Origin of the sequence: Actinoplanes sp. NPDC051475 (genome assembly GCF_040689425.1) — a bacterium.
Lineage (GTDB): Bacteria > Actinomycetota > Actinomycetes > Mycobacteriales > Micromonosporaceae > Actinoplanes.
The window spans coordinates 137,727-161,350 of the sequence record NZ_JBFAZZ010000018.1 but is presented as its reverse complement, the minus strand read 5'-3'; the positions used below and the strand labels follow the sequence as shown (position 1 = coordinate 161,350).

Sequence of the window (23,624 nt, the reverse complement as noted above, 5' to 3'; positions counted from 1 at the left end):
TGAAACGACGCCTCTCCGACGTCGTCTACCAAGCGCTTCGCACCGACGTCAACGGCCGCCAACCAGCCGTCGCTTGACAGAGGAGCAATCCACAGGCCCGCCCGGCACTACCCCCTATCTGCGGGGGGCGAGGTTCGACGCCGGCGCGGTCGTGAGCAAGATGTGGTGATGCGGGTTCTGGCCTTGACCGGCGGGTGGGGTGTTCAGGCGGTGGCGGTGCGAAGGGCGAGGGTGATGCCGATGCAGTGGGCGGTGAAGGCTGCGATGGTCAGGGCGTGGAAGACCTCGTGGAAGCCGAACCAGCGCGGGTTGGGGTTGGGCCGTTGGAGGCCGTAGACCACGGCGCCGACGGTGTAGAGCGCGCCGCCGAGAAACAGGAACGTGACGACTGGCGCGCCGCCGGTCCGCCAGAATTGGGGGAGGTAGATCACGGCGACCCATCCCAGGGCGATGTACACCGGCACGTACAGCCAGCGGGGGGCGCCGATCCACAGCACCCGGAACGCGATGCCACCGACCGCGCCGCACCACACGATCCACAGCAACGTTCGGGCCTGCCCGGGTGGCAGCACGAGTACGCAGAAGGGTGTGTAGGTGCCGGCGATGATCAGGAAGATGTTGGCGTGGTCGAAGCGCCGCAGCACCTTCTCGGCGCGTTCGGCCCAGTCGCCGCGGTGATAGAGCGCGCTGATGCCGAACAGCAGCGTCGCCGACAGCGTGAACAGCGCTAAGGCCAGCCGGGAACGGGCATTCGGTGACAGTACGGTCAAGAGCCCGCCGGCCGCGACGGCGACAGGAAGGGTGGCGGCGTGCAGCCACCCTCGAAGCCGGGGTTTGATCATGGAGTTGAGATGGTCCAGGCCGTGCTCGACCCGGTCCTCCAGCCGATGCAGACCGGCATCCAGGCCGGTGTCCGGCCGGTTGTCGGCTTCTGTTCGCCGGCCACGGTCCGTACTCACGTCACCGTGGCTACCCGGTGTGGCTCGTCGATAACGCCCCCGCAGGAATGAGGATCGGTGGTAGGCAGGGGCGCCGAGCGCGCCTGCCGAGCAGCCTGGTCTTAGGCCGTGACGCGGGAGGTGTTCACGCACTCGGCGACGTCCAGCACCAGCATCAGCGGACCTTCGGTCTTGTACGCGCCGGTGATCAGCGCCCGTGACGGGCCGGTCAGTGTTGCCGGCGGCTCCTCGAACAACTGCACGTCCAGGTCGGCGACCTGCCCGATGCGGTCCACCAACAGGCTCACCGACTCACCGGCGTACCGCACGATCACGTTCATCACCAGGCCGGACATGTCCCGGCGCGGCAACCCGAACTGCACACGCAGGTCCACCGCGGCGATCACCTGCCCGCGCAGATTGAACAGCCCCCCGACCGCGTTCGGTGCCAGCGGCACCAGCGTGTACTCGCCGTACGACAGCACCTCCTGCACGGCGTCCACGTCCACGCCGAAGAACTGGCCGGCGACCTCGAAGGTGACGAACTGGCGAGTGGACATGTGTGACTCCCTGGGGGTGATGACCGCCGGGGACGTGCCGCGACCGATCGCCAGGATTATCGGAAGATCGAGTACCCGATCCAAGGAATCCGGCGTGATCAATCTCCGGCAGCGCCACTCTCGAACCACTGACAACGACGTGGCGACTCCCAGGAGGCCGGTGACCGGGGGCGGCGGTGTTTGTGCAGGTCAAAGCCCAGTTTGACTGTCAACAACAAGGCCGGCGGGTGTTGGTCGTCAAGAAGGCCGTCGGTTCAAATCCGGCCACCCCGACCACGTGAAAGTGCAGGTCAGGCCCGGTGGCCCGGTCACGGGAGCCGGGCCTGCCGCTTCTCCCCGGCCGGTCTTGCGAAGTCCTTCCTCCTCAGCCGGCTGCCGCCGGCTTCCAAGGCTGCCTGCTACATCTCGGTCAGGCCCTCCACCAACCGTCGGCGCATGCCTGCTGTGATGTGCTCATGCATCGACGAACTACCAAACCTGGATTGCGTGGGATGGACCTTTCACATCTCGGCGCGCCGATCGGTCCGATGGTCCGGGTCCACGGCGGGTTCGCCAACCGGATGTACCGACTCGACACCGACCAGGGGTCATTCGCGGTGAAGGAGTTGAACCTCCTCGATCGCCGCTGGTCCTACCGCGCCGATGACGTGTTCAGGTTCGAGCGGGCGGCCTTCGCCGCCGGCATCCCGATGCCGGAGCCGATCTCGGCCAGCCACCAGACACTCGTCCACCGGTGGGTCGAGGGCGAGAAGATGCCCGAAGCACCCGTGTCGCCGGCGTACGCGTTCGAGATCGGTGAGATTTTCGCGCGCATCCACGCGCTCGACGTCGCGTGGACCCCCGTCTCGATCGAGGACCCGACGTCTCGGGACTGGCCCGAACTCGCCGAGCGGGCGACGGCGACCGGACAGCCGTGGGCCGAGGAACTCACCTCCCAGGTCGAGACGTTCCTCGCGATTGCCCACTTCGTCGACACCTGCGAGCGACCGGGCCCCGTCGTGCTGACCCACAAGGACATCCAACCGTGGAACCTCCTCGCTCGAGAGGGTCGGCCGGTGGTGCTCGATTGGGAGCTCTCGGGGATGCTCAACCTGTCCAGCGAGCTGGGCTCGACAGCGCTGAGCCTCGCGAAGGGACCCGGCTTCGACGACGTCAAGCCCGCCATCTTCCGCTCGGTCCTCGACGGCTACGTCGCAGGAGGCGGAGCGCTGCCGCCTTGGGGTCCAGGCTGGTTCGTGTTCATGATCAGCGGCTGGCTGGGGCACACGAGGTGGAACATCCTCCGCTGCCTCGCAGGTGTCGAGGCCAGCACCGGCCCTGACCTCGCGCTGTCGCACGAGTCCGTGCGCAACGGAGTGCGCGGCCTCCCCGAACTGTTCGGCCGACTTCCCGAACTCGAGGCGCTGCTCGGGTGACAAGCGCCGGGTGCGCGGCGCGAACGCGCAAACAGATACGGCGGCCGCACATCGGGCACCCTCAGCCCCGCTCGATCGAGGAGTGTCAGGGCCGGGCGCGTTCGGCCAGTTCCTGCAGGAATCGGGGCAACCGGCCGGCGCCGAAGTCGTAGAAGCGGACCCACTGCGGGGCGATCGCGATGCGCGCCATCTGCCCGTACATCGCGCGGACCTGCCGTTCGAACTCGGCCGCCGCTGCGGCGTCCATGCTCTTGCGGGCGGCGGCCAGGTACTCCGGGACCACGCCGTCGATGATCTCGATCTTTGCCTGGCCGCGGATCGAGAGGGCTCGGGCCTGGCCGGGCGTGTTCCCGCCGTCGATGGACAGGGCAACGTCCGGGTGGGCGGACAACGCCGCGACCTTCGGGGCGGTAGAGGCGGTGGAGATCACGAATTCGTCGCCGGTCCAGAAGTACCCGACCGGGATCACTCGGGGTTTTCCGTCCTTGGCGGTGTAGGCGAGATGAGCGGCCGAGGTGGAGTCGAGCAGCTCCCGCGCGCCGGTCGTGGACAGCTCATCCTCGATCTCCTGCCGTTCCATCCGTGTCCTCCTCGTTGTGTCCCGGTGGCGATCCTCAGGCCGTCGCAGGGCGCCCGGCGGAGCGCCGCGATGATATCTCGCGCCGGAGCCGGTCGGCCTCGTCCTGCTCCCCAGAGCGACCAGGTCGAACACGTCGGACACGTCGATCGCGCCGGCCGGGCCGTCCATTCGTCGGTGGTGAACTTCTCGGGGTCGAGGTACGCGGTAGACAGCAGCCCCAACAGGGGATTCCGCCGGCCCAGATCGGGAGGCGGCTGCGGTCACGACGTCCACACTGCACGACCGGCAGACGGACGACGACCACCGAATGGGCGACAGATGCCCCCGGCGCCGGACCATGATGGACCATGGCCGGGTTCATCTTCGTCAGCTACAGCCGCCAGGACACCGCGTATGTCGACCGACTCGCGGCGCACCTGCAGCAGGCCGGGCTGGCGGTCTGGCGGGACACCGAGGGCATCACGTACGGCGACCGTTGGGAGCTGACGATCCGGGACCGCGTCGACGACTGCGCGGCGGTGGTGGTCGTGATGAGCCCGGCCGCCGAGGCGTCCCCGCACGTGGGCAACGAACTGCAGCGCGCCCGTGACCTGGGCAAGCAGGTTCTGCCGGTGCTCATCTCCGGCCAGGCGTTCTTCGCGCTGGGCACGACCCACCACTTCGACGCCCGTGACGGCGGCCTGCCCGACGATCGGTTCCTGCACCGCCTGACCGAGCTGGCCGGCGCGCCGCCGGTGACCGTTCGACCGGCACGGCCCGGCCCGAGCGACGCCGGACAGCAGATCGTCGTGGGCGACCCGCCCGGGCAGGCGGTGGCCTGGCAGGACCGGCCCGGCCTGCTTCAGGACCTGGTCGAGAGCGCGGGGGCCGGCGGCACCACGGTGGTCTGTGCGCTGGCGGGGCAGCGAGGCGTGGGTAAGACGCAGCTGGCCGCGGCGTACGCCCGGCTGCGCATCCAGCACGGCTGGCCGATCATCGTGTGGGCCACGGCGGAGACCGAGGCCGGGATCGTGGCCGCCCTCGACGAACTGGCCGGGGTGGCCGGGGTGCGTCAGGCCGGTACGGATCCACAGCAGGCCGCCCGGGCCGCGCTGCGCTGGCTGCGTACCCGATCCGGGCCCGCCCTGCTGGTGTACGACAATGCGGTGGACGCCGACCTGATCCGCGCCTGGACGCCGCCGTTCGGATCGGCGCAGACGGTGGTCACCACCACCCACCGGGACCTGGACGGTCTCGGCGACCTGATCGACGTCACCCTGTTCACACCCGGCGAGGCCGTCGACTACCTGCGCCGGCGTACCAAGGTGGACGATCCGGATCGCGCCGCGCAGCTGGCGGAGGAGTTGGGTCAGCTGCCCCTGGCGCTCGCACAGGCGGCGGCCGTGATCGGACCCGGACGTCGCTATCCCACGTACGAAAAATATCTGGTCGCGCTGCAGGAGACCGATGCCGCCCGGCTGCTGGCGCGGTCGCCCGGCGATCCTTACCCGCACGGTCTCGCCGAAGCGGTCTTCCTCAGCATCGAGGACCTGGCCAGCGTGGACCGTGACGGGCACGCCCGCCGGCTGCTCGACCGGCTCGCCGTCCTGGCACCGACCGGCGCCGACGCCGCACTGCTCGACCACCTCATCGCCACGGACGACGCCGGCCGGGAACGCGCCGACGACGAACCGGTCGAGGCGGACGCCCTCGTCGCGGCCCTGTCCGGGCGCTCCCTGACCGTCGCGGCCGAGGAGACCGACCGGATCGTCGTGCACCGCCTGGTCCAGCGGGTGGTCCGGGAACGCTCCCGGCACACCGGCACCCTCGACGCCGCGATCATCGCGGCGGCGACCGCTCTGCGAGAGGCCGCCGACCGGGTGGGTCTCCAGTGGGCGGCCCGTGCCCTGATCGGCGAGTACGCCGCTCACATGGAGGCCCTGCTCACCAACCCGGTGGCGAAGAAGACCCACCGGAGCCTGCTCACCGCGCGATTGTCGGTGCTCTACTGGCTACGCGAGGTCCACAACTACACCGCGGCGCTGCCGTTCGGCGTCGCCCTGCTCGCCGACTGCGAACTCACGCTCGGTGGGATGGACCGGACCACGATGACCACCCGGTTGAACCTGGCGGCCGCCTACCGCGCGGTGGGCCGGCTCAACGAGGCGCTCGACCTGCACGCCCGTACCGCCACCGATCGCGAGCGTGTGCTGGGCCCGGACCACCCCGACACCCTCAACTCGCGCAACGAGCTCGCCGCCGCCTACCAGGCGGTGGGCCGGTTGGAGGAGGCGACCGACCTCTATGCGCGTACCCTTGCCGACCGCGAACGGTTGCTCGGCCCGGACCACCCGCGCACTCTGACGTCGCGCAACAACCTCGCCAACGCTTACCAGGCGCTGGGCCGGTTGGACGAGGCCGTCGAGCTGTACACCAGGAACGTCGCCGACTGCCACCGGGTGCTGGGCCCGGATCACCCCCGGACCTCTACGTCACGGAACAACCTCGCCTACGCGTACCACGTGATGGGCCGCCTGGACGAGGCCATCGACCTGTACACCCAGACCGTCGCCGATCAGGAGCGGGTGCTCGGGCCGGACCACCCCGACACCCTCGTGACGTGCAACAACCTCGCGGGTGCGTACAAGGCGGCCGATCGGCTGGACGAGGCGATCGCGCTGAACGTCCGTACCCTGGCCGACCGCAGGCGGGTCTTGGGGCCGGACCACCCGGACACCCAGACCTCCCTCGGCAATCTCATCGCCGCCTATCTGGCGGCGGGCCGATCGGACGAGGCGAACGCGCTGCGGAACGACCAGGCACAGTGATCCGCGGTCAGGCCGCCGGGCTGGGGGCGTAGAACGCGCTCGGGTCGCCCGCGAGTGCCGCCTTGACGTGCCTGCTCCAGTCGTCCGCCAGCACCTCCAGCCGGTGCTCCTCGAGGCCGTCGAGGGCCGCCGTCACGGCCTGCTCCGGGGAGATCTTGGGCCCCTCGAAGCGGGCCGACATGTCGGTGTCCGCCGCGCCCAGGTGCAGGCCCGTGACCAGAGTGTCCTGGGCCGCCAGCTCCAGGCGGACGCCGTTCGTCAGGCTCCACTCCGCCGCCTTCGCCGCGGCGTACGCGTTGGCACCGGGGTACGAGAACCAGGAGAGCGCCGAGAGGACGTTGAGGATCGCTCCCCCGGCGAGCTGCGGTGCGAAGGCGCGGATCACGGCGAGCGTCCCGTAGTAGTGGGTGTCCATCTCGCGGCGGATCTCCGCCAGGTCGCCGGTGATCAGGTTCTGGCCGGTCGCGATGCCCGCGTTGTTGATCAGCAGGGTGACGTCCGGTGCCGCCGAGGCCGCCGCCGCGACCGAGGCCGGGTCGGTGACGTCGAGGCGCAGGGTGTCGACGCCGGGGATGTCGATGAGGTCGGGGCGGCGGGCGGTCGCGTACACCTTGGCCGCGCCGCGCTCGAGCAGGGAGGTCACGAACTGCTTGCCGAGGCCCCGGTTGGCGCCGGTGACCAGGGCGATCGATCCGGAAATCTTCATGCGGGCTACGCTAGAACCTGACGTTGACGTCAGAGGCAAGTGCTGCGACGGGAGTCACCATGCGGATCGGCGAGCTCGCCACGAAGGCGGGCGTGAGCGTACGCGCGCTGCGCTACTACGAGGAGCAGGGACTGCTCGGCGCCGACCGCAGCTCCAGCGGTCAGCGGCACTACCCGGAGCCGGCCGTCGACCGGGTGCGGCTCATCCAGATGCTCTACTCCGCCGGCCTCTCCAGCAGGACGATCGCGGAGCTGTTGCCGTGCGTCGACGCGAAGGTCAGCACGCCGGAGTCGCGGGCCCGGCTGGCCGCCGAGCGCGACCGCATCGACGCCCAGATCGCGGAGCTCACCCTGACCCGCGACCGGCTCGACGCCGTGATCGCCTGCTCGAGCAGCCACGACGGCTGCATGACCGTGGTGGAAGAGCCCCTGATGGAGGCGGTGTCCGCTTGAAGGGCGACGAGATCTGCGAGGTGGTGATCACGGCTGCCGACGCGGAATGGCTGGCCGGCTTCACGCGGCGCCTGGTCGAGGACCGGCTCGCCGCGTGCGGGCAGCAGGTCACCGCGATCCGGTCGATCTACCGGTGGGAGGGCGCCGTGCACGACGATCCTGAGGCGCGGGTCGCTCTGCACACCCGCGCCTCGCTCGTACCGGAGATCGTCGCCCGGGCCGATGCCGAGCACCCGTACGACGTACCGTGCGTCTTCGCCCTGCCGATCCTGGCCGGGAACCCGGCGTACCTGAATTGGGTTCTCGCGGAAACCCGCAGTTAGGCCGCGGCCTCGAGGTCCGCGCGGGTCAGCAGCGCACGCAGCTGGATCCCCTCCGCGGACAGCGCCTCGGCACCGCCCTCCTGGCGGTCGATCACGCAGAGCGCGTGGTCGACGTGTGCGCCCAGCTTGCGCAGGTCGGTCGTCGAGATGACGACCTGGCCGCCGGACGTGACCACGTCCTCCACGACCAGCACGCGGCGGCCGGCGACCTCGGCGCCCTCCGCCAGCCGGGCCGTACCGTACGCCTTGGCCTGCTTGCGCACGAAGGCGCAGGGCAGCTTGGCGTGCCGGCCGAGCGCGGTCACCACGGCGATGCCGCCCATCTCGAGGCCGGCCAGCACCTCGGTGCCCTCGGGGATGAGCACGGCCATCTGTTCGGCCAGCCGGTCGAGCAGCACCGGATCCGACTCGAACTGGTACTTGTCGAAGTATTCGGTGGCGGTCCGGCCGGAGCGCAGCACGAACTCCCCGGTCAGTCGGCTCACGTCGCGGACCTGCCGCGCAAGGTCAGAGTCAGTCACGAGGACATAGCCTTTCACCTCGCCGCCCGGTCCGGCCGGGCGGGTGGCCAGGCGCGTTTCACCCGTACGCGTAATTGCTCGAACGACTGGGTAGAGGTTTGTCTAGATTCGACTATTTTGCGGGTAATGAACGTCGACCCTTTGAAAGGCTTGTCGTGACACCCTTCGCGCTGCTCTTCCTGATCGCTCTCGCCGGTTCGTCGTGCTTCGCCATCGGCCGCGCTCTCGGTCGCGGCGAACGCTACGAGAAGGGTTATCGCGAGGGCTTCCGCGACGGCGAGACCGGTTCGCTGGCGCGCGCCGCCCGCCTGATGCAGCTCGGCGAGCGCCGCTCGATCGCGCCCGCCGTGGAGTCGATGCTCATCCCGCACCCGACCGTGCCCCAGCAGGCGGCGCCGGTGATCGTCGGCATTCCGGCCCGTCCGCAGCTCGCGCTCTGAGAACACCGAAAACCGACGGGGGTACGGCCGGAGCGGCCGTACCCCCGTCATGTTTTTCGCTCAGCAGTAAAGGTTTCCTCCGGGGCTGACGCCCAGGATGGCGGTGAACCGGTTGTACGCGTCCACCCGGCTCTGCACCTGCGCGGGGTTGCCGCCGTTGCACTCGAGCGAGCCGTTGATGCTGCGGATCGTCTCACCGAAGCCGCGGCTGTTGACCATGGCGTCGTGCGGGGTCATCGTGCCGGGCCCACGCTGGGTCATCCAGTACCAGACGGCGGTCTGATAGGCGACCGACGTCTCGTTCTTGACCCGGTCCGGGTTGTTGAGCAGGTCGATGCCGAGCGCGTCACCGGCCGCCTTGTAGTTGAAGTTCCAGCTCAACTGGATCGGCCCGCGGCCGTGGTACGCCGACTGGCCCGCCGGGCACCCGTACGGCTGACTCTGATCGCAGTAGAGCGGCCAGTTCGCCTGGTTGATCTCCTCGACGTAGACCAGCCCACCGGACTCATGGTTGACGTTCGCGAGGAACGCCGCGGCCTCCTGCTTCTTCACCGTGTCGCTGCCCGTGGTGGCGAATGCCGGGTACTTCTTCACCGCGTCGATCAGGCCGGCGTACGAGTAGAAGGAGATCCGGCTCGGGAACATCTGGTTGAACTGGGACTCGCTGACCGGGAAGCCGCCGTCGCCTCCGGGAGGCTGGGGGGTTTCGCCGCCGCACGTGTACGGCTCCCAGTACCAAGTGCTGATGACCGGGTCGTAGCCCGGGTTCTCGTTCTTGGCACGGTAGTAATTGCCGTCGGTGTATTTCACGATCGAGCCGGCCGGGTAGAAGGTGCCCGCCGCCCAGTTCGGGTAGTCGCAACCCGTGCCACCGCCGCCACCGTCACCGCCGCCACCGCACGCGCCGTTGTCCTGCCAGACGCCGGAGCCACCGGTGCTGGGCGCCTCGTACTGGGTCCACCACTTGGCGGTCCAGTTGTGGCTGCTGTACGACACCTTCGCGCCACCGGTGTAGACCGCACTGTTGTTGTACGCCGCAGCGCACGCCTCCGCCGCGTTGGAGGCCGTCATGGGGATGACTGCGGCAACCGCACCGACGATGGCGACGCCGATCGTCGCCATGATCGCCATGAGCCGTTTTCTGGGCATGGTTCACCGTTCCGCATCGGGGGATGAGGGGATTGACATCGACCTAACTAGATGTCCGGTGATCCCGTCAATATCTCTAAAGAAACTTCAAAGATTCCGTGAACCAAGCCGTGACCTGCCGGACCGACCTGGCATACTCCACTGGGGAGCGTGTCCTGCACCAAGCGGGCGTCAGCCCTTGGCGATCTCCGCGGCCAGCAGTTCGGCGATCTGGACCGTGTTCAGCGCCGCGCCTTTGCGCATGTTGTCGCCCGTGATGAAGAGGTCCAGCGCTCGAGGGTCGTCGATCGCGCGGCGGATGCGGCCAACCCAGGACGGGTCGGTGCCGACCGCGTCGATCGGCATCGGGAATTCGCCGGCCTCCGGATCGTCGACGAGGATGACGCCCGGGGCGTTGCGGAGGACCTGGCGGGCGCCCTCGGCGTCGAGTTCCGAGCCGAAGACCGCGTGGACCGCGATCGAGTGGCCGGTCACCACCGGTACGCGGACGCAGGTGGCCGAGACCTTCAGGGCCGGCAGCGCCAGGATCTTGCGGGACTCGTTGCGGAGTTTCAGCTCCTCGGAGGACCAGCCGTCCGGGGCCAGGTCGCCGGACCACGGGACCACGTTGAGGGCGAGCGGGGCCGGGAAGGGGCCGAGGTCGTCGCCGACCGCCTGGCGGACGTTGCCCGGGCGGGAGCCGAGGGCGCGGTCGCCGGCCACCTTGCTGAGCTGGTCGTGCAGGGTGTCGACGCCGATCTGGCCCGCGCCGGAGACGGCCTGGTACGACGCGAGGACGAGTTCGCGCAGGCCGTACTCGCGGTGCAGCGGGGCGATCGCCATGATCATGGCCATCGTCGTGCAGTTGGCGTTGGCCACGATGCCGCGGGGGCGATGGCCGAGGTCTTCCTTGTTGACCTCGGGGACGACCAGGGGCACGTCCGGTTCCATGCGGTACGCCGACGAGTTGTCGACCACCGTCGCGCCGCGGGCGACGGCGACCGGCGCCCATTCGAGGGAGACGTGGTCGGGGACGTCGAACATCGCGACGTCGACGCCGTCGAAGACCTCCGGGGTGAGTTCCTGGACGGTGAGCTGCTCGCCGCGGCAGGACAGCTCCTTGCCGGCCGAGCGGGCCGACGCGATCAGGCGGATCTCGCCCCAGACGTTGCGGCGGGAGGTGAGCAGCTCACGCATCACCGTGCCGACGGAGCCGGTGGCTCCGACGACGGCGAGGGTGGGCTGCGGCGACCCCATCCGTCGCGTTACCGGCCGGTGCCCGCGTAGACGACGGCCGTCTCGTTACCGCCGAGCTCGAACGTGTCGTGGACGGCGCGTACGGCGGTGTCGAGGTCGCTGTCGCGGCAGACCACCGAGACGCGGATCTCCGAGGTCGAGATCATCTCGATGTTGACGCCGGCCTCGCCGATGCAGGCGAAGAACTGCGCCGCGACGCCCGGGTGCGAGCGCATGCCGGCGCCGATCAGCGACACCTTGCCCACGTGGTCGTCGAAGAGCAGGCTCTTGAACTTGATCTGCTCCTTGATCTTGTCCAGCGCCGCCATCGCGGTGGGGCCGTCGGCCTTCGGCAGCGTGAACGAGATGTCGGTGCGGCCGGTGCCCTCGGTCGACACGTTCTGCACGATCATGTCGATGTTGATCTCGGCCTGGGCGACCGTCTCGAAGATGCGGCCGGCCGCACCGGGCTCGTCGGGCACGCCGACGATCGTGATCTTGGCTTCGCTCCGGTCGTGGGCGACCCCGGTGATCAGCGCTTGTTCCACGTTCGGGTCCTCCATCGATCCCTTGACGAGAGTGCCCTGCTTGTTCGAGTACGACGAGCGTACGTGGATCGGCACACCGAATCTGCGGGCGTACTCCACGCATCGCAACATCAGCACCTTCGCCCCGCCGGCGGCCAGCTCGAGCATCTCCTCGTAGGTGATCTGCTTGATGTGGCGCGCGTTGGAGACGATTCGCGGGTCGGCGGTGAAGACACCGTCGACGTCGGTGTAGATCTCGCAGACGTCGGCGCGCAGCGCCGCGGCGAGGGCGACGGCCGTGGTGTCCGAACCGCCGCGACCCAGCGTCGTGATGTCCTTGGTGTCCTGCGAGACGCCCTGGAATCCGGCGACGATCGCGATCGCACCCTCGTCGAGGGCGGTCCGCAGCCGGCCGGGGGTCACGTCGATGATCCGGGCCTTGCCGTGCACCGACGTGGTGATCACGCCCGCCTGCGAGCCGGTGTACGACCGGGCCTCGTAGCCGAGGTTGTGGATCGCCATCGCGAGCAGGGCCATCGAGATGCGCTCACCCGCCGTCAGCAGCATGTCGAGCTCGCGGCCGGGTGGCAGCGGGCTCACCTGATTGGCGAGGTCGAGGAGGTTGTCGGTGGTGTCGCCCATCGCCGACACCACGACCACCACGTCGTCCCCCGCCTTGCGGGCCGCCACGATCCGCTCCGCCACGCGCTTGATGCGCTCGGCATCGGCCACGGACGAACCGCCGTACTTCTGCACCACCAGGGCCACGGCAGCCGACTCCTTCCAACGCCGCACGTGCCGACGCCGCCGGCGTTCCGGCCGGCGGCGTCGGTCGAGTCAATCGGTGACCACCCTAGCGGCGCATGTCCCGGTCGCTGACATGCGATCCCAGAATCCGGCCGAGCGGACTTCGCGACACGCCGGAAAAGGGTTCCGCTCGGCGCAACGACCCGTACGGGCGAAGAGAGGCGAGAATGTCTCAATGCGCTCCCGCCCCGCCTCGCGTGTTCTGCCCGCGCTGGCCGCCGTCCTGCTCGCCGCCGGCGTCTCCGCCTGCGGTGATGCGGCCCCGGCGAAGGGACCGGCGAGCCCGGAGCCCAGCGCGGCGCCCGAGGCCGAGGACGCACGCATCGAGCTGGCCGCTCGGGCCGCGCTGGCCCAGGACCACCGTTTCGCGGCGCTCTACACCCTCGACGTCCCGGGCCGGGCGCAACGCTCGATCATGGCGACGGTCGCCGCGGACGGAAGCTGGCGGGTGGACGTCCCCGGCGGCGCCCTGGGCGGCACGACGAACGTGTCGATCGCCGAGACCGAGGCGGGCGTGTTCCAGTGCGCGATCCCGTCGGCGACCAACCCGGTGACGCCCTCCTGCGTGCGGGTGGCCGATCGCGGCAAGCGCGTACCGAGGAGGTACGACCCCAGGGTCCAGCGCGTCTTCCGCCAGTGGCTGCCCGTCTTCACGGATCGCCAGGCGGCGTTGTCGGTGACCGCCGCGCAGCCGCTTCCCGGCTCGACCGGCAGCTGCTACTCGGTCGACACGATCTCCGCTTCGCTGTCCGCGCCGGTTGACGTGGGCATCTACTGCTATGCCGACGACGGCCTGCTCACGGCGGCGCGGGTGACCTTCGGGACGATCACGATCTCGGGTACGGCCGCAGCACCGCCCCCGTCCGTGGACCTGCCGGGCCCGGTGGTCGGCGGCGACCCGATGGGCATGGACGCACCGCCGCCGACCACACCCCCGACGACGACGGCGTCCACACCCGCCACCCCGGCTTCCGGCCGGCCGTCCCCGTCCGCGTGAAGCCGGCCGCCGGACGCTGCGGTTTCCCACGATCCGGGCGTACAGTTAGCGACGGCCAGGTTGATCACGTAGGGTGACGTTCGACATGTGGCATGCGCTCCTTCTTCGCTGCCGCGACGAGGCCCCATCCGAGGCCGGCACCTCGTCGCGGAGTTGACGCGCGCCGGTCGGTCCTCGTGAACTGACCAACCTCCTGTAGGAGCTCGCATGTCCAGCGACGTAACCGTTGATCCCATCGCCCGGCAACGTCCCAGCCGGATGCCGTTCCAGCGGTACACCCCTTACCAGCAGCAGTTCGCCATCGACCTCCCCGACCGCCGGTGGCCGTCCCAGCGCGTCGAGGCCGCCCCGCGGTGGTGCGCGGTCGACCTGCGCGACGGCAACCAGGCCCTGATCGACCCGATGTCCCCCGAGCGCAAGCGGCGCATGTTCAGCCTGCTCGTCGCGATGGGTTACAAGGAGATCGAGGTCGGCTTCCCGGCCGCCAGCCAGACCGACTTCGACTTCGTCCGCCAGCTCATCGAGCAGGACCTGATCCCGGACGACGTGACCATCCAGGTGCTCGTCCAGTGCCGGGAGCACCTGATCGACCGCACCTTCGAGTCGATCCGCGGCGCCAAGCGCGCGATCGTCCACTTCTACAACTCGACCTCGACGCTGCAGCGCCGCGTCGTCTTCGGCCTGGACAAGGCGGGCATCACCGACATCGCCACGACCGGGGCGCGGCTCTGCCAGAAGTACGCGGAGATCCACACCCCCGACACGGAGATCTTCTACGAGTACTCGCCGGAGTCCTACACGGGCACCGAGCTCGACTACGCCCTGGAGATCTGCTCGGCCGTCATCGACGTGATCGACCCCACCCCGGACCGCCCGCTGATCATCAATCTGCCGGCGACGGTCGAGATGGCCACCCCCAACGTGTACGCGGACAGCATCGAGTGGATGCACCGCCACCTGCCCCGCCGCGAGAGCATCATCCTGAGCCTGCACCCGCACAACGACCGTGGCACCGCCGTGGCCGCCGCCGAGCTGGGTGTGCTGGCGGGCGCCGACCGCGTCGAGGGCTGCCTGTTCGGCAATGGCGAGCGTACGGGCAACGTCGACCTGGTCACGCTGGGCCTGAACCTGTTCTCCCAGGGCATCGACCCGATGATCGACTTCTCGGACATCGACGAGGTGAAGCGCGCGGTCGAGTACTGCAACCAGCTGCCGGTGCACGAGCGCCACCCGTACGTGGGCGACCTGGTCTACACCGCGTTCTCGGGCTCGCACCAGGACGCGATCAAGAAGGGCCTGAGCGCCCTGCAGGACGACGCGTCGGACGCCGGCGTCGAGGTGGACCGGTTCACCTGGGGCGTGCCGTACCTGCCGATCGACCCGAAGGACGTGGGCCGCACGTACGAGGCGGTCATCCGGGTCAACTCGCAGTCCGGCAAGGGCGGCGTGGCGTACATCATGAAGGAGGAGCACAAGCTCGACCTGCCGCGCCGGCTGCAGATCGAGTTCTCCGGCGTGGTGCAGCACGTCACCGACGAGGAGGGCGGCGAGGTCGGCCCGCAGCAGATGTGGGACATCTTCGCGAGCGAGTACCTGGTGGACCACCAGCAGTTCGGCGTGATCGAGCTCGAGCGCTACTCGACGGCCACGGTGGACGGCAAGGTCGAGATCGACGCGGAGATCCGGCACCGCGGCACCCGCCGGCCGCTGATCGGCCTGGGCAACGGCCCGATCGACGCGTACGTGCAGGCGCTGGAGCCGCTCGCGATCAAGGTCCGGGTGCTGGACTACGCCGAGCACGCCCTGACCTCGGGCGAGGACGCGCAGGCGGCGGCCTATGTGGAGTGCGAGATCAACGACCGCACGGTGTGGGGCGTCGGCCTCGACGCGAACATCGTCACCGCGTCGATCAAGGCCGTGACGAGCGCCGTCAACCGCGCCCGCTGACCTTCCGAACTGAGGACCGCCGCCGGCCACGAGCCGACGGCGTCCGTCGGCGTGCCCTCCACAAGAGTCGCAAGCGCCCGACAGCGACTCGCGCCCCCGCCGGGTGAATGTCCGGCGGTGCGCGGGACGCAGAACGGCTTCGTGCGCCGCCCGGTGACACCCGGGCGGCGCGCGGAACGTATCCGGCACGGATGACGAGCGGCGCCAAACGGGCGTACGCCGCATACGCTGGTTTCGTGCCCCCACGCCCCGCTCCTCGATGGACCCTGCGCCTCGCCGCCGCCCTGCTCGTCTCTCTCACCCTCGCCGGCTGCGAGGTGACCGTCACGGACCCCGGCTCCAAGTCCGGCGGCACCAGCTCGACCCGCAACGGTGACGAAGCCCGGAAGCAGCTCGCCAAGCTGACCGTCGCCAAGGCCGGATCCATGCGCGGCTACAGCCGTGACAAGTTCCCGCACTGGCGCAGCACCGGAGACAACTGCGACGTCCGCGACACCGTCCTCAAGCGCGACGGCACGAAGGTCAAGGTCTCCGGATGCAACGTCGTCGCGGGTACGTGGACCAGCGCGTACGACGGCGACAAGCTCACCGACCCGGCGAAGGTCGACATCGACCACATGGTGCCGCTCGCCAACGCCTGGCGCTCGGGTGCGAGCGCGTGGACCACGGACAAGCGCGAGGACTTCGCGAACGACCTGGACGACCCGCAGCTGGTGGCGGTTTCGGCGGCGGCCAACCGGTCAAAGGGAGATCAGGACCCGTCGACCTGGAAGCCCGAGCGAACCGGTTCCTGGTGCCAGTACGCCGAGGACTGGGTAGCAGTGAAGACCCGGTGGAAGCTGACTGTGACCTCCGCCGAGAAATCCGCGCTCGCCGACATGCTGGAGAACTGCCGATGACCGACCCGGCCACCCCCGACACCGCCGCGCCCGCAACCGCCGCCTCGTCCGCAACCCCGGCCGGCGCCGAATCTCCGGCCGGCGCCGGTGCGGCGACTCTCGCCGGCGCGGAGAGCAGGACCACGGACATCACGGCCGGTCAGGGCGGGGTGATGACCGACGAGGTCGGCGTCATCACCGGCGATCTCACCCTGCGCACCGAGCTCTCCAGCGGCCAGGTCGTCGTCCGGGCCCAGTACAAGGACGCCGACGAGTGGTACGCGGTCACCGGAGCCAAGGCCGCTCTCAAGGATCCGGCCGATCTGGAGGCGGTGCACACGGTCGTCGTGGGGATTCTCAACCGTCCCGAGGGATGACAATGAGGATGCTTTACAGATAGACCGCGTTCTTTGTAGCGTCGGGCCATGGCCCAACCCCCGATCTTCCGCCTGCTGTCCGCGGCAGCGCTCGGCCTGCCCCTCATAGCCGCACCCGCCTCGGCGGCCTCCATCACCGCAAACGGCGCCATCACTGCGAGCGGCCCCGCGGCCGTTCACTCGGCGGCGAACTCACCGGCCGTCGGATCCCGGCCGAGCGCCACCCCGGCCCTGACCGCCGTCATTCCCGCTCCGGTGCAGGTCACGCCGGCCGCCGGGAGGACGTTCCGGCTCGGGCCGCTGACCGTGATCCGCACTCAGCCCGGCTCCCCCGCCGCCCGCGCGGTCGGCGAGCAGCTGGCCCGGGACCTGCGCCCAGCGACCGGCTTCCGGCTCCCCGTGCTGCCGGTCGCGCCGCCGCGGCTGCCGGTGGTGTCGCTGCTGCTCGGCGCCGGCGACGGCCGGCTCGGGACGGAGGGGTACCGGCTGACCGTCGCCGCCGACCGGGTCACGATCCGGGCGAACAAGCCGGCCGGCCTCTTCGCCGGCACCCGTACGCTGCTGCAGCTGCTGCCCCAGGAGATCGACTCGCCGACACCGGTCCGTCGCCCCTGGACGGTCGCGGGCGGCAGCATCCTTGACTATCCGCGGTTCGCCTATCGCGGCGCGATGCTCGACGAGGCGCGGCATTTCCATACGCCAGACGAGATCAAGAGCTACATCGACGAGATCAGCCGGTTCAAGGTCAACTACCTGCACCTGCATCTCTCCGACGATCAGGGGTGGCGCATCCAGATCGACAGCTGGCCGAAGCTCACCACGGTCAGCGGCGGTCCGGGCACCGGCGTCGACGGCGAGGGTCCCGGCTTCCTCACGAAGAGCCAATACCGGGAGATCGTCGGGTACGCGGCCAGACGGTACGTGACGATCGTGCCGGAGATCGACATGCCGGGTCACGTGAACGCGGCTCAGGTGGCGTACCCGGAGCTGACCTGTGACGGGGTGGCACCTCCGCCGCGTACGGACACCGAGGTCGGGTACAGCTCGCTGTGCATCGGGTCGGAGACGACGTACCGCTTCGTCGAGGACGTGATCCGCGAGCTGGCCGCGATGACGCCGGGGCCGTACATCCACATCGGCGGCGACGAGGCGCATGCCACGCCGGAGGCCGACTACCTGGCCTTCGAGCAGCGGGTGCTGCCGCTGGTCGCGAAGTACGGCAAGACCGCGTACGGCTGGAACGAGATCGCCAAGTCGCCGGCGTCGACCACGGCTGTCGCCCAGTACTGGGACACCGCCACGACCAATGCGACCGTGGCGGCGGCCGTCACGCGCGGCACCAAAGTGGTGATGTCCCCGGCCAACCAGGCATACCTCGACATGAAGTACGACCGGCACACCCCACTGGGCCAGTCGTGGGCGGGCTACATCGAGGTGCGGACGGCGTACGGCTGGGATCCGGCCACCCGGGTGACCGGCGTGGGCGAGAGCGCGGTGCTGGGGGTCGAGGCGCCGCTGTGGTCGGAGACCCTGCGCACCCTCGACGACATCGAGTTCATGGCGTTCCCGCGCCTGCCGGCGATCGCGGAGCTGGGCTGGTCACCGGCGTCGACGCACGACTGGGAGTCGTTCTCGACCCGCCTCGGCTCCTACGGTCCGCGATGGACCCTCCAAGGCGTCAACTTTTATCCGTCGCCGCAGATCAATTGGGGTTGAACGACCACTTACGCAGAATGAAGGGCCCGGGGATCCGCCCATGAGCCGCTAGGCGATTGGATCTCCGGGCCCGGCCTCGACGGGAGTTGCGGTCCGCACCACCCACCGAGCTACGACATGAAGCTCTTGATCTTTAAGCTGATGCCCCCGCGGGCCGGCGCCCCTCGACGGCCTCGTCCTCGACGATCGGGAAGTGGCAGGCGGTCCGGTGCGAGGCCGGGTCGTCGAGGCGCGCGACCAGCGGCGGTTCCTCGGTCGCGCAGATGTCCTGAGCCTTCCAGCAGCGGGTCCGGAAGCGGCAGCCCGACGGCGGGTTGATCGGGCTCGGGACGTCGCCGGTGAGCAGGACCCGCTCGCGCTGGGCCCGGTCGCGGCGTGCCGGGTCGGGCACCGGGACGGCCGACATCAGCGCCACCGTGTACGGGTGCCGCGGGCTGCTGTAGAGCTCGTTCCGGTCGGCGATCTCGACGATCTTGCCCAGGTACATGACCGCGACCCGGTCCGAGATGTGGCGGACCACCGACAGGTCGTGCGCGATGAACACGTACGTCAGGTCGAACTCCCGCTGGAGGTCGTCCAGGAGGTTGACGACCTGGGCCTGGATCGACACGTCGAGGGCCGAGACCGGCTCGTCCGCGACGATCAGCTTCGGCCGCAGCGCGAGGGCGCGGGCGATGCCGATGCGCTGCCGCTGGCCGCCCGAGAACTCGTGCGGGTAGCGGTTGTAGTGCTCGGGGTTCAGGCCGACCAGCTTGAGCAGGTCCTGCACCGCGCTCTTGAGGCCGTTCGGCGTCGGCATGTTCTGGATCTGCAGCGGGGCCGAGATGATCGAACCGACGGTGTGCCGCGGGTTCAGCGACGAGTACGGGTCCTGGAAGATCATCTGGACGTCGCGGCGGAGCGGGCGCAGGCCGGACTGGCCGACGTGGGAGACGTCGCGGCCCTCGAAGACCACCTTGCCGCCGGTCGGCTCGAGGATCCGGGTCATCAGGCGGCCGGTGGTGGACTTGCCGCAGCCGGACTCGCCGACCAGGCCGAGCGTCTCGCCGGCCTTGACCGCCACGTCGATGCCGTCGACCGCCCGCACCGCGCCGACCTTGCGCCGGAGCAGGCCCTTGGTGATCGGGAAGTGCATCTCCAGGCCGCTGACCTCGAGCAGGTTCTCGTCACGCTGAGCTGCGTTCGTCATGCCTCCTGGCCCTTCACTCGTTCCTCGCTCCGGTGCAGTCGGTCATGACCGTCCTTCTCCTCACTCCCGCTCACAGGTTCGGAGCGACTTCCTGCTCGAAGATCGTCCGGCGGTCCTCGGCCGGCAGGTGGCACGCCACCGCGTGCACTCCTCCACGCAGCTCCGGGACGTCGGTGAAGGACCGGTCACCGTTGCGGCCCGCGTACGGGCAGCGGGGGTGGAACGCGCAGCCGGACGGCAGGTTGATCAGGCTGGGCGGGGTGCCCTTCACCGGGGTGAGCCGGTCGCGCACCTCGCGGTCGAGGCGGGGCATCGACCCCAGCAGACCCCAGGTGTACGGGTGCTGCGGCTCGTGGAACACGTCGGCGGCCGGGCCGCGTTCGATGATCTTGCCGCCGTACATGACCAGGACGTCGTCGGCCAGCTCCGCCACCACGCCGAGGTCGTGAGTGATCATGATGACCGCGGAGCCGAACTCCTCCTGCAGGTCCCGGATCAGGTCCAGGATCTGCGCCTGCACGGTCACGTCGAGCGCCGTGGTGGGCTCGTCCGCGATCAGCAGTTGCGGGTTGTTGACCAGCGCCATCGCGATCATCGCGCGCTGGCGCATACCGCCGGAGAACTGGTGGCCGTACTCGTTGAAGCGCCGCTCGGGCTGCGGGATGCCGACCCGGGCCAGCATGTCGATCGCGCGCTCCCGGGCCTCCTTCTTGGACGCCTTCGGGTGGTGCACCCGGTACGCCTCCACGATCTGCGCACCCACCGTGTAGAACGGGTGCATCGCGCTCAGGGGGTCTTGGAAGATCATGGCCATCTTGCCGCCACGGAGCTTGCGCACCTGCTCGTCGCCGGCGGTGACCAGCTCCTCGTCGTCCAGCCAGATCTGGCCGGAGACCTTGGCGTTGCTGCGCGTCCGGTGCAGGCCCAGCACGGCGAGCGAGGTGACGCTCTTGCCGGAGCCGGACTCGCCGACGATGCCGAGGGTCTGGCCGCGCTCGACCGCGAAGGACGAGGAGCTGACCGCCTGGACGACGCCGTCGTCCGTCTCGAAGCGGACGGTGAGGTCCTTGACCTCGAGGAATGGTCGGGTGCTGCGGTCGCCCGGCAGCGTGAGGCCCGCGAGGGAGTCTGTCGACATGGTTCTCTCCTCAGCCCAGCCGTACGCGCGGGTCGATCACGCTGTAGAGCAGGTCGACGATGAGGTTGATGATCACGATGAAGATCGCGGCCAGCAGCGTCACCCCGAGGATCACGGGGAGGTCGTTCTGCCGGATCGCCGTGAGTGCCTGGTAGCCGAGGCCGCGCAGGTTGAAGACCTGCTCGGTGAGGATCGCGCCGGCGAGCAGGGCACCGAAGTCGAGGCCGAAGATCGTGATCAGGGGGGTCAGGCCGGAGCGCAGGGCGTGCTTGCCGATGACCGTACGTTCCGGCAGGCCCTTGGAGCGCGCCGTCCGGATGTAGTCCTCGCCGAGCGTCTCCAGCATGTTCGCCCGGGTGAGCCGGGCGTACGTCGCGGCGAAGAGGAAGGCCAGCGTCACCCAGGGCAGGATGAGGCCGGTGAACCAGGCCACCGGATCCTCGAAGAAGGGCGTGTACGCGGAGGGTGGAAGCCACTCCAGCCAGTAGACGAAGATCAGCAGTGCCAGCTGACCGGTGAAGTAGATCGGCAGCGAGACCCCGGCCAATGCGCCGGTCATCGCCATTCTGTCGAGGAAGCTGCCTCTTCGCAGGGCGGAGAGCACACCCGTGCCCACGCCGATGAGAACCCAGAGCACGGCAGCGCCGATCGCCAGTGACAACGTCACCGGGATGTCGCTGATGAGCAGTGGGGTGACTTCCTGCTCGGTCTTGAACGAGTAGCCGAGGCAGGGCGCGTCGCAGTGCGTCACGTCGTTGCCGCTGACGTAGTCGCGGCCGACCGCGAGGCCCTTCAGGAACTTGCCGTACTGGACCATGATCGGGTCGTCGAGCCCGAGCTTCGTCCGGATGCCCTCCAGCGCCACGGCGTCGGCGGTCTTGCCGATGTAGAGCAGCGCCGGGTCACTGCCGGTGACCTTCGGAACCATGAAGAAGATGCCGAAGGTCACGAGCGTGACCACCAGCAGGGTGATCACGGCGTTGACGATCCGCCTGATGAGGTAAGCCAGCACGACGTTCGGCCGAACAGCGGGCGGGCGCCGATTCCTCGCGGAACCGACGCCCGCCCACCGTGGGCGGCCTTCACCTGCCCTTCGATCTACCCGTTACTTGGTCGGGCGGGAGTTGTTACTTGCCGTCGCTGACGCCGACGGCCTGGAAGTCGACCATGCCGAACGCGTCGTGAATGTAGACGTTCGTCAGCCGCGGGTTGCGGTAGTTGAGCGCCTTGTCGAACACGAACGGCAGGTAGTACGCGCCTTCCATGACCTTGGTGTTGACCTGCTTGTAGAGGTCCTGCGCCTTGGTCAGGTCGGTCTCCTGCGAGGCCTGGTCGAACAGCCCGTCGATCGCGGGATCCGCGACCTCGGCCAGGTTGTAGTTGCCGTTCTTCTGGATGAAGCGGCTGTCCACGAGGGCCTGCAGGTAGCCGGTGCCGGACGGCCAGTCGGCGCCCCAGCCGGCGATCATGATGCCGTAGCCCTTCTTGTGGACGTTGTCCGGCGCACCGACGACCGACGACACCTGGGCGCCGTCGTACTGGTCGATGGTGGCCTTGACGCCGATGGTGGCCAGCGACGCCTGCAGCGCCTCGGCGGTCTTGACCTCGGCCGGCTTGTTGTTGCGGACGGCGATGATCGTGTTGAAGCCGCTCGGCTTGCCACACGCCGCGAGGGCGGCCTTGGCCTTGTCGACCTGCGGCTTGCCCTGGGCGCGGCCGTACGGGTCGTACGCCGGGTCCGAGCCACCGATGTTCGGGGGCAGCATGTTCGTGCCGATGTCGCCACCGGCCACCGGGCCGCCACGGGCGGTCTGGAGCGCGGTCGGGTCCGACGCGTAGATGACGGCCTTGCGGCAGTCGACGTTGTCGAACGGCGCGACCTTGGTGGACATCGCGGCGTACCGGATGAAGCCGGTGGCCGGGGCATCCGAGTTGGCCTTCTTCTTCGGGTCCTGCAGGATCTCGGCGCGGGCCTTGGCCTGCACACCCGTCTGGCCGATGTCGAGGTCCGCCGTGCCGGCGACCAGGCGTGAGTCCATGTCGTCGGCGTTGGTCGTGATCGTCACGTTGATCGCGTCCGGCAGCGCCTTGCGGATCGTGTCCGTGCTCGGGTCCCAGTTGGGGTTACGCACGAACTTGACGATCTTGCCCGGCTGGTACTCCGACATCATGTACGGGCCGGAGGCGGCGGGCTTGGAGGTGTACTGCGCGCCGGTGTCCCGCTTCTGCGGCACCGGGCCGGAGCCCGGCATGGCGAGCAGGTACGGGAAGTCCGCGAACGGCTTGGCCAGCTTGAAGATGATGGTCGAGTCGTCCGGCGTCTCGACCGACTTCAGGCCCAGCTTGTTCGGGTCGGTGTCCTTGTACGGGCCGGGGTACTTCTGGCCCTGGTCGAGCTGCTCGATCATGTACGTCGGGCCACCCGGCAGGACGTCCTGCGCGAAGACGCGCTCGACGCCGTACTTGATGTCCTTGGAGGTGATCGGGCTGCCGTCGTCGAACTTGATGCCCGACTTCAGCTTGAAGGTGTACGTCTTCTTGTCCGCGCTGATCTCCGGCTCCGACTGCGCCAGGTCGGGGGCCAGCTTCAGGCCCTCCTTGCCGGGCGCCGCGGAGTAGTCCACCAGCTTGCGGGTGTACAGCCGGTTCATGTTCCACACGAACGCGTAGTAGCCGCGTACCGGGTCCCAGAAGTCGGCGTCCTGGGCGGTCCACAGGTTGAGCGTGCCGCCCTTCTTGTCGCCCGGGTTGACCACAGAGGTGATCGCGGCGTTGTACTCGCTCTTGCCGGAGCTGGTGCTCCCCTTGTCGCTGCTGGAACCGCCACCGCACGCGGCGGTGAAGCCCAACGCGACGGCGACCCCTGCGGCCGCCACCACCCTCGTCTTGCTGACCACCTGTTCTCCTACCTCCTTGAAACGGAACCAGCGGCTCCGCGAACC

22 protein-coding genes are annotated in these 23,624 nt (G+C 69.3%); 10 read left to right on the top strand and 12 right to left on the bottom strand.

All coding sequences use genetic code 11. The annotated features are described in order from the left end of the window. Positions 1-203: 203 nt before the first annotated feature. Positions 204-842 carry a hemolysin III family protein gene (locus AB0368_RS31545; RefSeq protein ID WP_366157661.1) on the bottom strand — a complete coding sequence of 213 codons (639 nt, stop codon included), beginning with the start codon at positions 840-842 and terminating at the stop codon, positions 204-206. 218 nt (positions 843-1,060) lie between these two features. Further along, positions 1,061-1,498, bottom strand: a complete 438-nt coding sequence (locus AB0368_RS31540) for a chemotaxis protein CheW (RefSeq protein ID WP_366157650.1) — start codon at positions 1,496-1,498, stop codon at positions 1,061-1,063. Between the two features lie 491 nt (positions 1,499-1,989). On the opposite strand from AB0368_RS31540, the gene AB0368_RS31535 reads away from it, so the two are divergent. Continuing rightward, entirely contained in the window at positions 1,990-2,913 is a 924-nt protein-coding gene (locus AB0368_RS31535; protein ID WP_366157649.1) for a phosphotransferase, read from the top strand. Positions 2,914-2,998: 85 nt separating this feature from the next. On the opposite strand, the gene AB0368_RS31530 is transcribed toward AB0368_RS31535, so the two are convergent. Continuing rightward, positions 2,999-3,493, bottom strand: a complete 495-nt coding sequence (locus AB0368_RS31530) for a pyridoxamine 5'-phosphate oxidase family protein (protein ID WP_366157648.1) — start codon at positions 3,491-3,493, stop codon at positions 2,999-3,001. A 347-nt stretch (positions 3,494-3,840) separates the two neighbouring features. Here AB0368_RS31530 and fxsT point away from each other — a divergent pair, with 347 nt between their 5' ends. Next, the gene (fxsT, locus tag AB0368_RS31525; protein ID WP_366157647.1) at positions 3,841-6,300 is read left to right on the top strand and encodes an FxSxx-COOH system tetratricopeptide repeat protein; all 2,460 of its coding nucleotides are present in this window, start codon (positions 3,841-3,843) and stop codon (positions 6,298-6,300) included. A gap of 7 nt (positions 6,301-6,307) precedes the next feature. Here the strand turns inward: fxsT and AB0368_RS31520 are convergent, their stop codons facing one another. After that, complete coding sequence (locus tag AB0368_RS31520; RefSeq protein WP_366157646.1) at positions 6,308-7,006, bottom strand: SDR family oxidoreductase; 699 nt, start codon at positions 7,004-7,006, stop codon at positions 6,308-6,310. Between the two features lie 59 nt (positions 7,007-7,065). On the opposite strand from AB0368_RS31520, the gene AB0368_RS31515 reads away from it, so the two are divergent. Next, a complete protein-coding gene (locus AB0368_RS31515) occupies positions 7,066-7,458 on the top strand; it encodes a MerR family transcriptional regulator (RefSeq protein ID WP_366157645.1) in 393 nt (130 codons plus the stop codon). After that, the gene (cutA, locus tag AB0368_RS31510) at positions 7,455-7,781 is read left to right on the top strand and encodes a divalent-cation tolerance protein CutA (protein ID WP_366157644.1); all 327 of its coding nucleotides are present in this window, start codon (positions 7,455-7,457) and stop codon (positions 7,779-7,781) included. The genes AB0368_RS31515 and cutA overlap by 4 nt, the downstream gene beginning before the upstream one ends. Here cutA and pyrE read toward each other — a convergent pair. Beyond that, entirely contained in the window at positions 7,778-8,302 is a 525-nt protein-coding gene (gene pyrE / locus AB0368_RS31505; RefSeq protein WP_366157643.1) for an orotate phosphoribosyltransferase, read from the bottom strand. The genes cutA and pyrE overlap by 4 nt on opposite strands. Before the next feature lie 155 nt (positions 8,303-8,457). Between pyrE and AB0368_RS31500 the strand changes: the two genes are divergently transcribed. Further along, the gene (locus tag AB0368_RS31500) at positions 8,458-8,742 is read left to right on the top strand and encodes a hypothetical protein (RefSeq protein ID WP_366157642.1); all 285 of its coding nucleotides are present in this window, start codon (positions 8,458-8,460) and stop codon (positions 8,740-8,742) included. Positions 8,743-8,802: 60 nt separating this feature from the next. On the opposite strand, the gene AB0368_RS31495 is transcribed toward AB0368_RS31500, so the two are convergent. From AB0368_RS31495 to AB0368_RS31485, 3 genes are all read right to left on the bottom strand, one after another. Further along, positions 8,803-9,891, bottom strand: coding sequence for a glycoside hydrolase family 19 protein (locus AB0368_RS31495; protein ID WP_366157641.1), 1,089 nt, complete (start codon positions 9,889-9,891; stop codon positions 8,803-8,805). Positions 9,892-10,062: 171 nt separating this feature from the next. Further along, positions 10,063-11,127, bottom strand: coding sequence for an aspartate-semialdehyde dehydrogenase (locus tag AB0368_RS31490; RefSeq protein ID WP_366157640.1), 1,065 nt, complete (start codon positions 11,125-11,127; stop codon positions 10,063-10,065). Positions 11,128-11,135: 8 nt separating this feature from the next. After that, on the bottom strand, positions 11,136-12,401 hold the full coding sequence (locus AB0368_RS31485) for an aspartate kinase (protein WP_366157639.1): 1,266 nt from the start codon (positions 12,399-12,401) through the stop codon (positions 11,136-11,138). Positions 12,402-12,615: 214 nt separating this feature from the next. Between AB0368_RS31485 and AB0368_RS31480 the strand changes: the two genes are divergently transcribed. The 5 genes from AB0368_RS31480 to AB0368_RS31460 all read left to right on the top strand — a co-directional run bounded on the left by AB0368_RS31480 (position 12,616) and on the right by AB0368_RS31460 (position 18,355). Continuing rightward, positions 12,616-13,437 (top strand): hypothetical protein, encoded by an 822-nt coding sequence (locus AB0368_RS31480; protein ID WP_366157638.1) that lies wholly within the window; start codon positions 12,616-12,618, stop codon positions 13,435-13,437. A 207-nt stretch (positions 13,438-13,644) separates the two neighbouring features. Continuing rightward, positions 13,645-15,384 carry a 2-isopropylmalate synthase gene (leuA, locus tag AB0368_RS31475; protein ID WP_366157637.1) on the top strand — a complete coding sequence of 580 codons (1,740 nt, stop codon included), beginning with the start codon at positions 13,645-13,647 and terminating at the stop codon, positions 15,382-15,384. A gap of 236 nt (positions 15,385-15,620) precedes the next feature. Continuing rightward, positions 15,621-16,283, top strand: coding sequence for an HNH endonuclease family protein (locus AB0368_RS31470; RefSeq protein WP_366157660.1), 663 nt, complete (start codon positions 15,621-15,623; stop codon positions 16,281-16,283). Continuing rightward, a complete protein-coding gene (locus tag AB0368_RS31465; RefSeq protein WP_366157659.1) occupies positions 16,175-16,639 on the top strand; it encodes a hypothetical protein in 465 nt (154 codons plus the stop codon). Before AB0368_RS31470 ends, AB0368_RS31465 begins: the two co-directional genes overlap by 109 nt. 48 nt (positions 16,640-16,687) lie before the next feature. Continuing rightward, positions 16,688-18,355 (top strand): beta-N-acetylhexosaminidase, encoded by a 1,668-nt coding sequence (locus AB0368_RS31460; protein ID WP_366157636.1) that lies wholly within the window; start codon positions 16,688-16,690, stop codon positions 18,353-18,355. 133 nt (positions 18,356-18,488) lie between these two features. On the opposite strand, the gene AB0368_RS31455 is transcribed toward AB0368_RS31460, so the two are convergent. The 4 genes from AB0368_RS31455 to AB0368_RS31440 all read right to left on the bottom strand — a co-directional run bounded on the left by AB0368_RS31455 (position 18,489) and on the right by AB0368_RS31440 (position 23,579). After that, positions 18,489-19,544: a dipeptide ABC transporter ATP-binding protein gene (locus tag AB0368_RS31455; protein WP_366157635.1), complete on the bottom strand. Its 1,056-nt coding sequence runs from the start codon at positions 19,542-19,544 to the stop codon at positions 18,489-18,491. 70 nt (positions 19,545-19,614) lie between these two features. Next, positions 19,615-20,682, bottom strand: a complete 1,068-nt coding sequence (locus tag AB0368_RS31450; protein WP_366157634.1) for an ABC transporter ATP-binding protein — start codon at positions 20,680-20,682, stop codon at positions 19,615-19,617. A gap of 10 nt (positions 20,683-20,692) precedes the next feature. Next, positions 20,693-21,694, bottom strand: coding sequence for an ABC transporter permease (locus AB0368_RS31445; protein ID WP_366157633.1), 1,002 nt, complete (start codon positions 21,692-21,694; stop codon positions 20,693-20,695). 115 nt (positions 21,695-21,809) lie between these two features. Then, a complete protein-coding gene (locus AB0368_RS31440) occupies positions 21,810-23,579 on the bottom strand; it encodes an ABC transporter substrate-binding protein (protein ID WP_366157632.1) in 1,770 nt (589 codons plus the stop codon). Positions 23,580-23,624 lie beyond the last annotated feature (45 nt).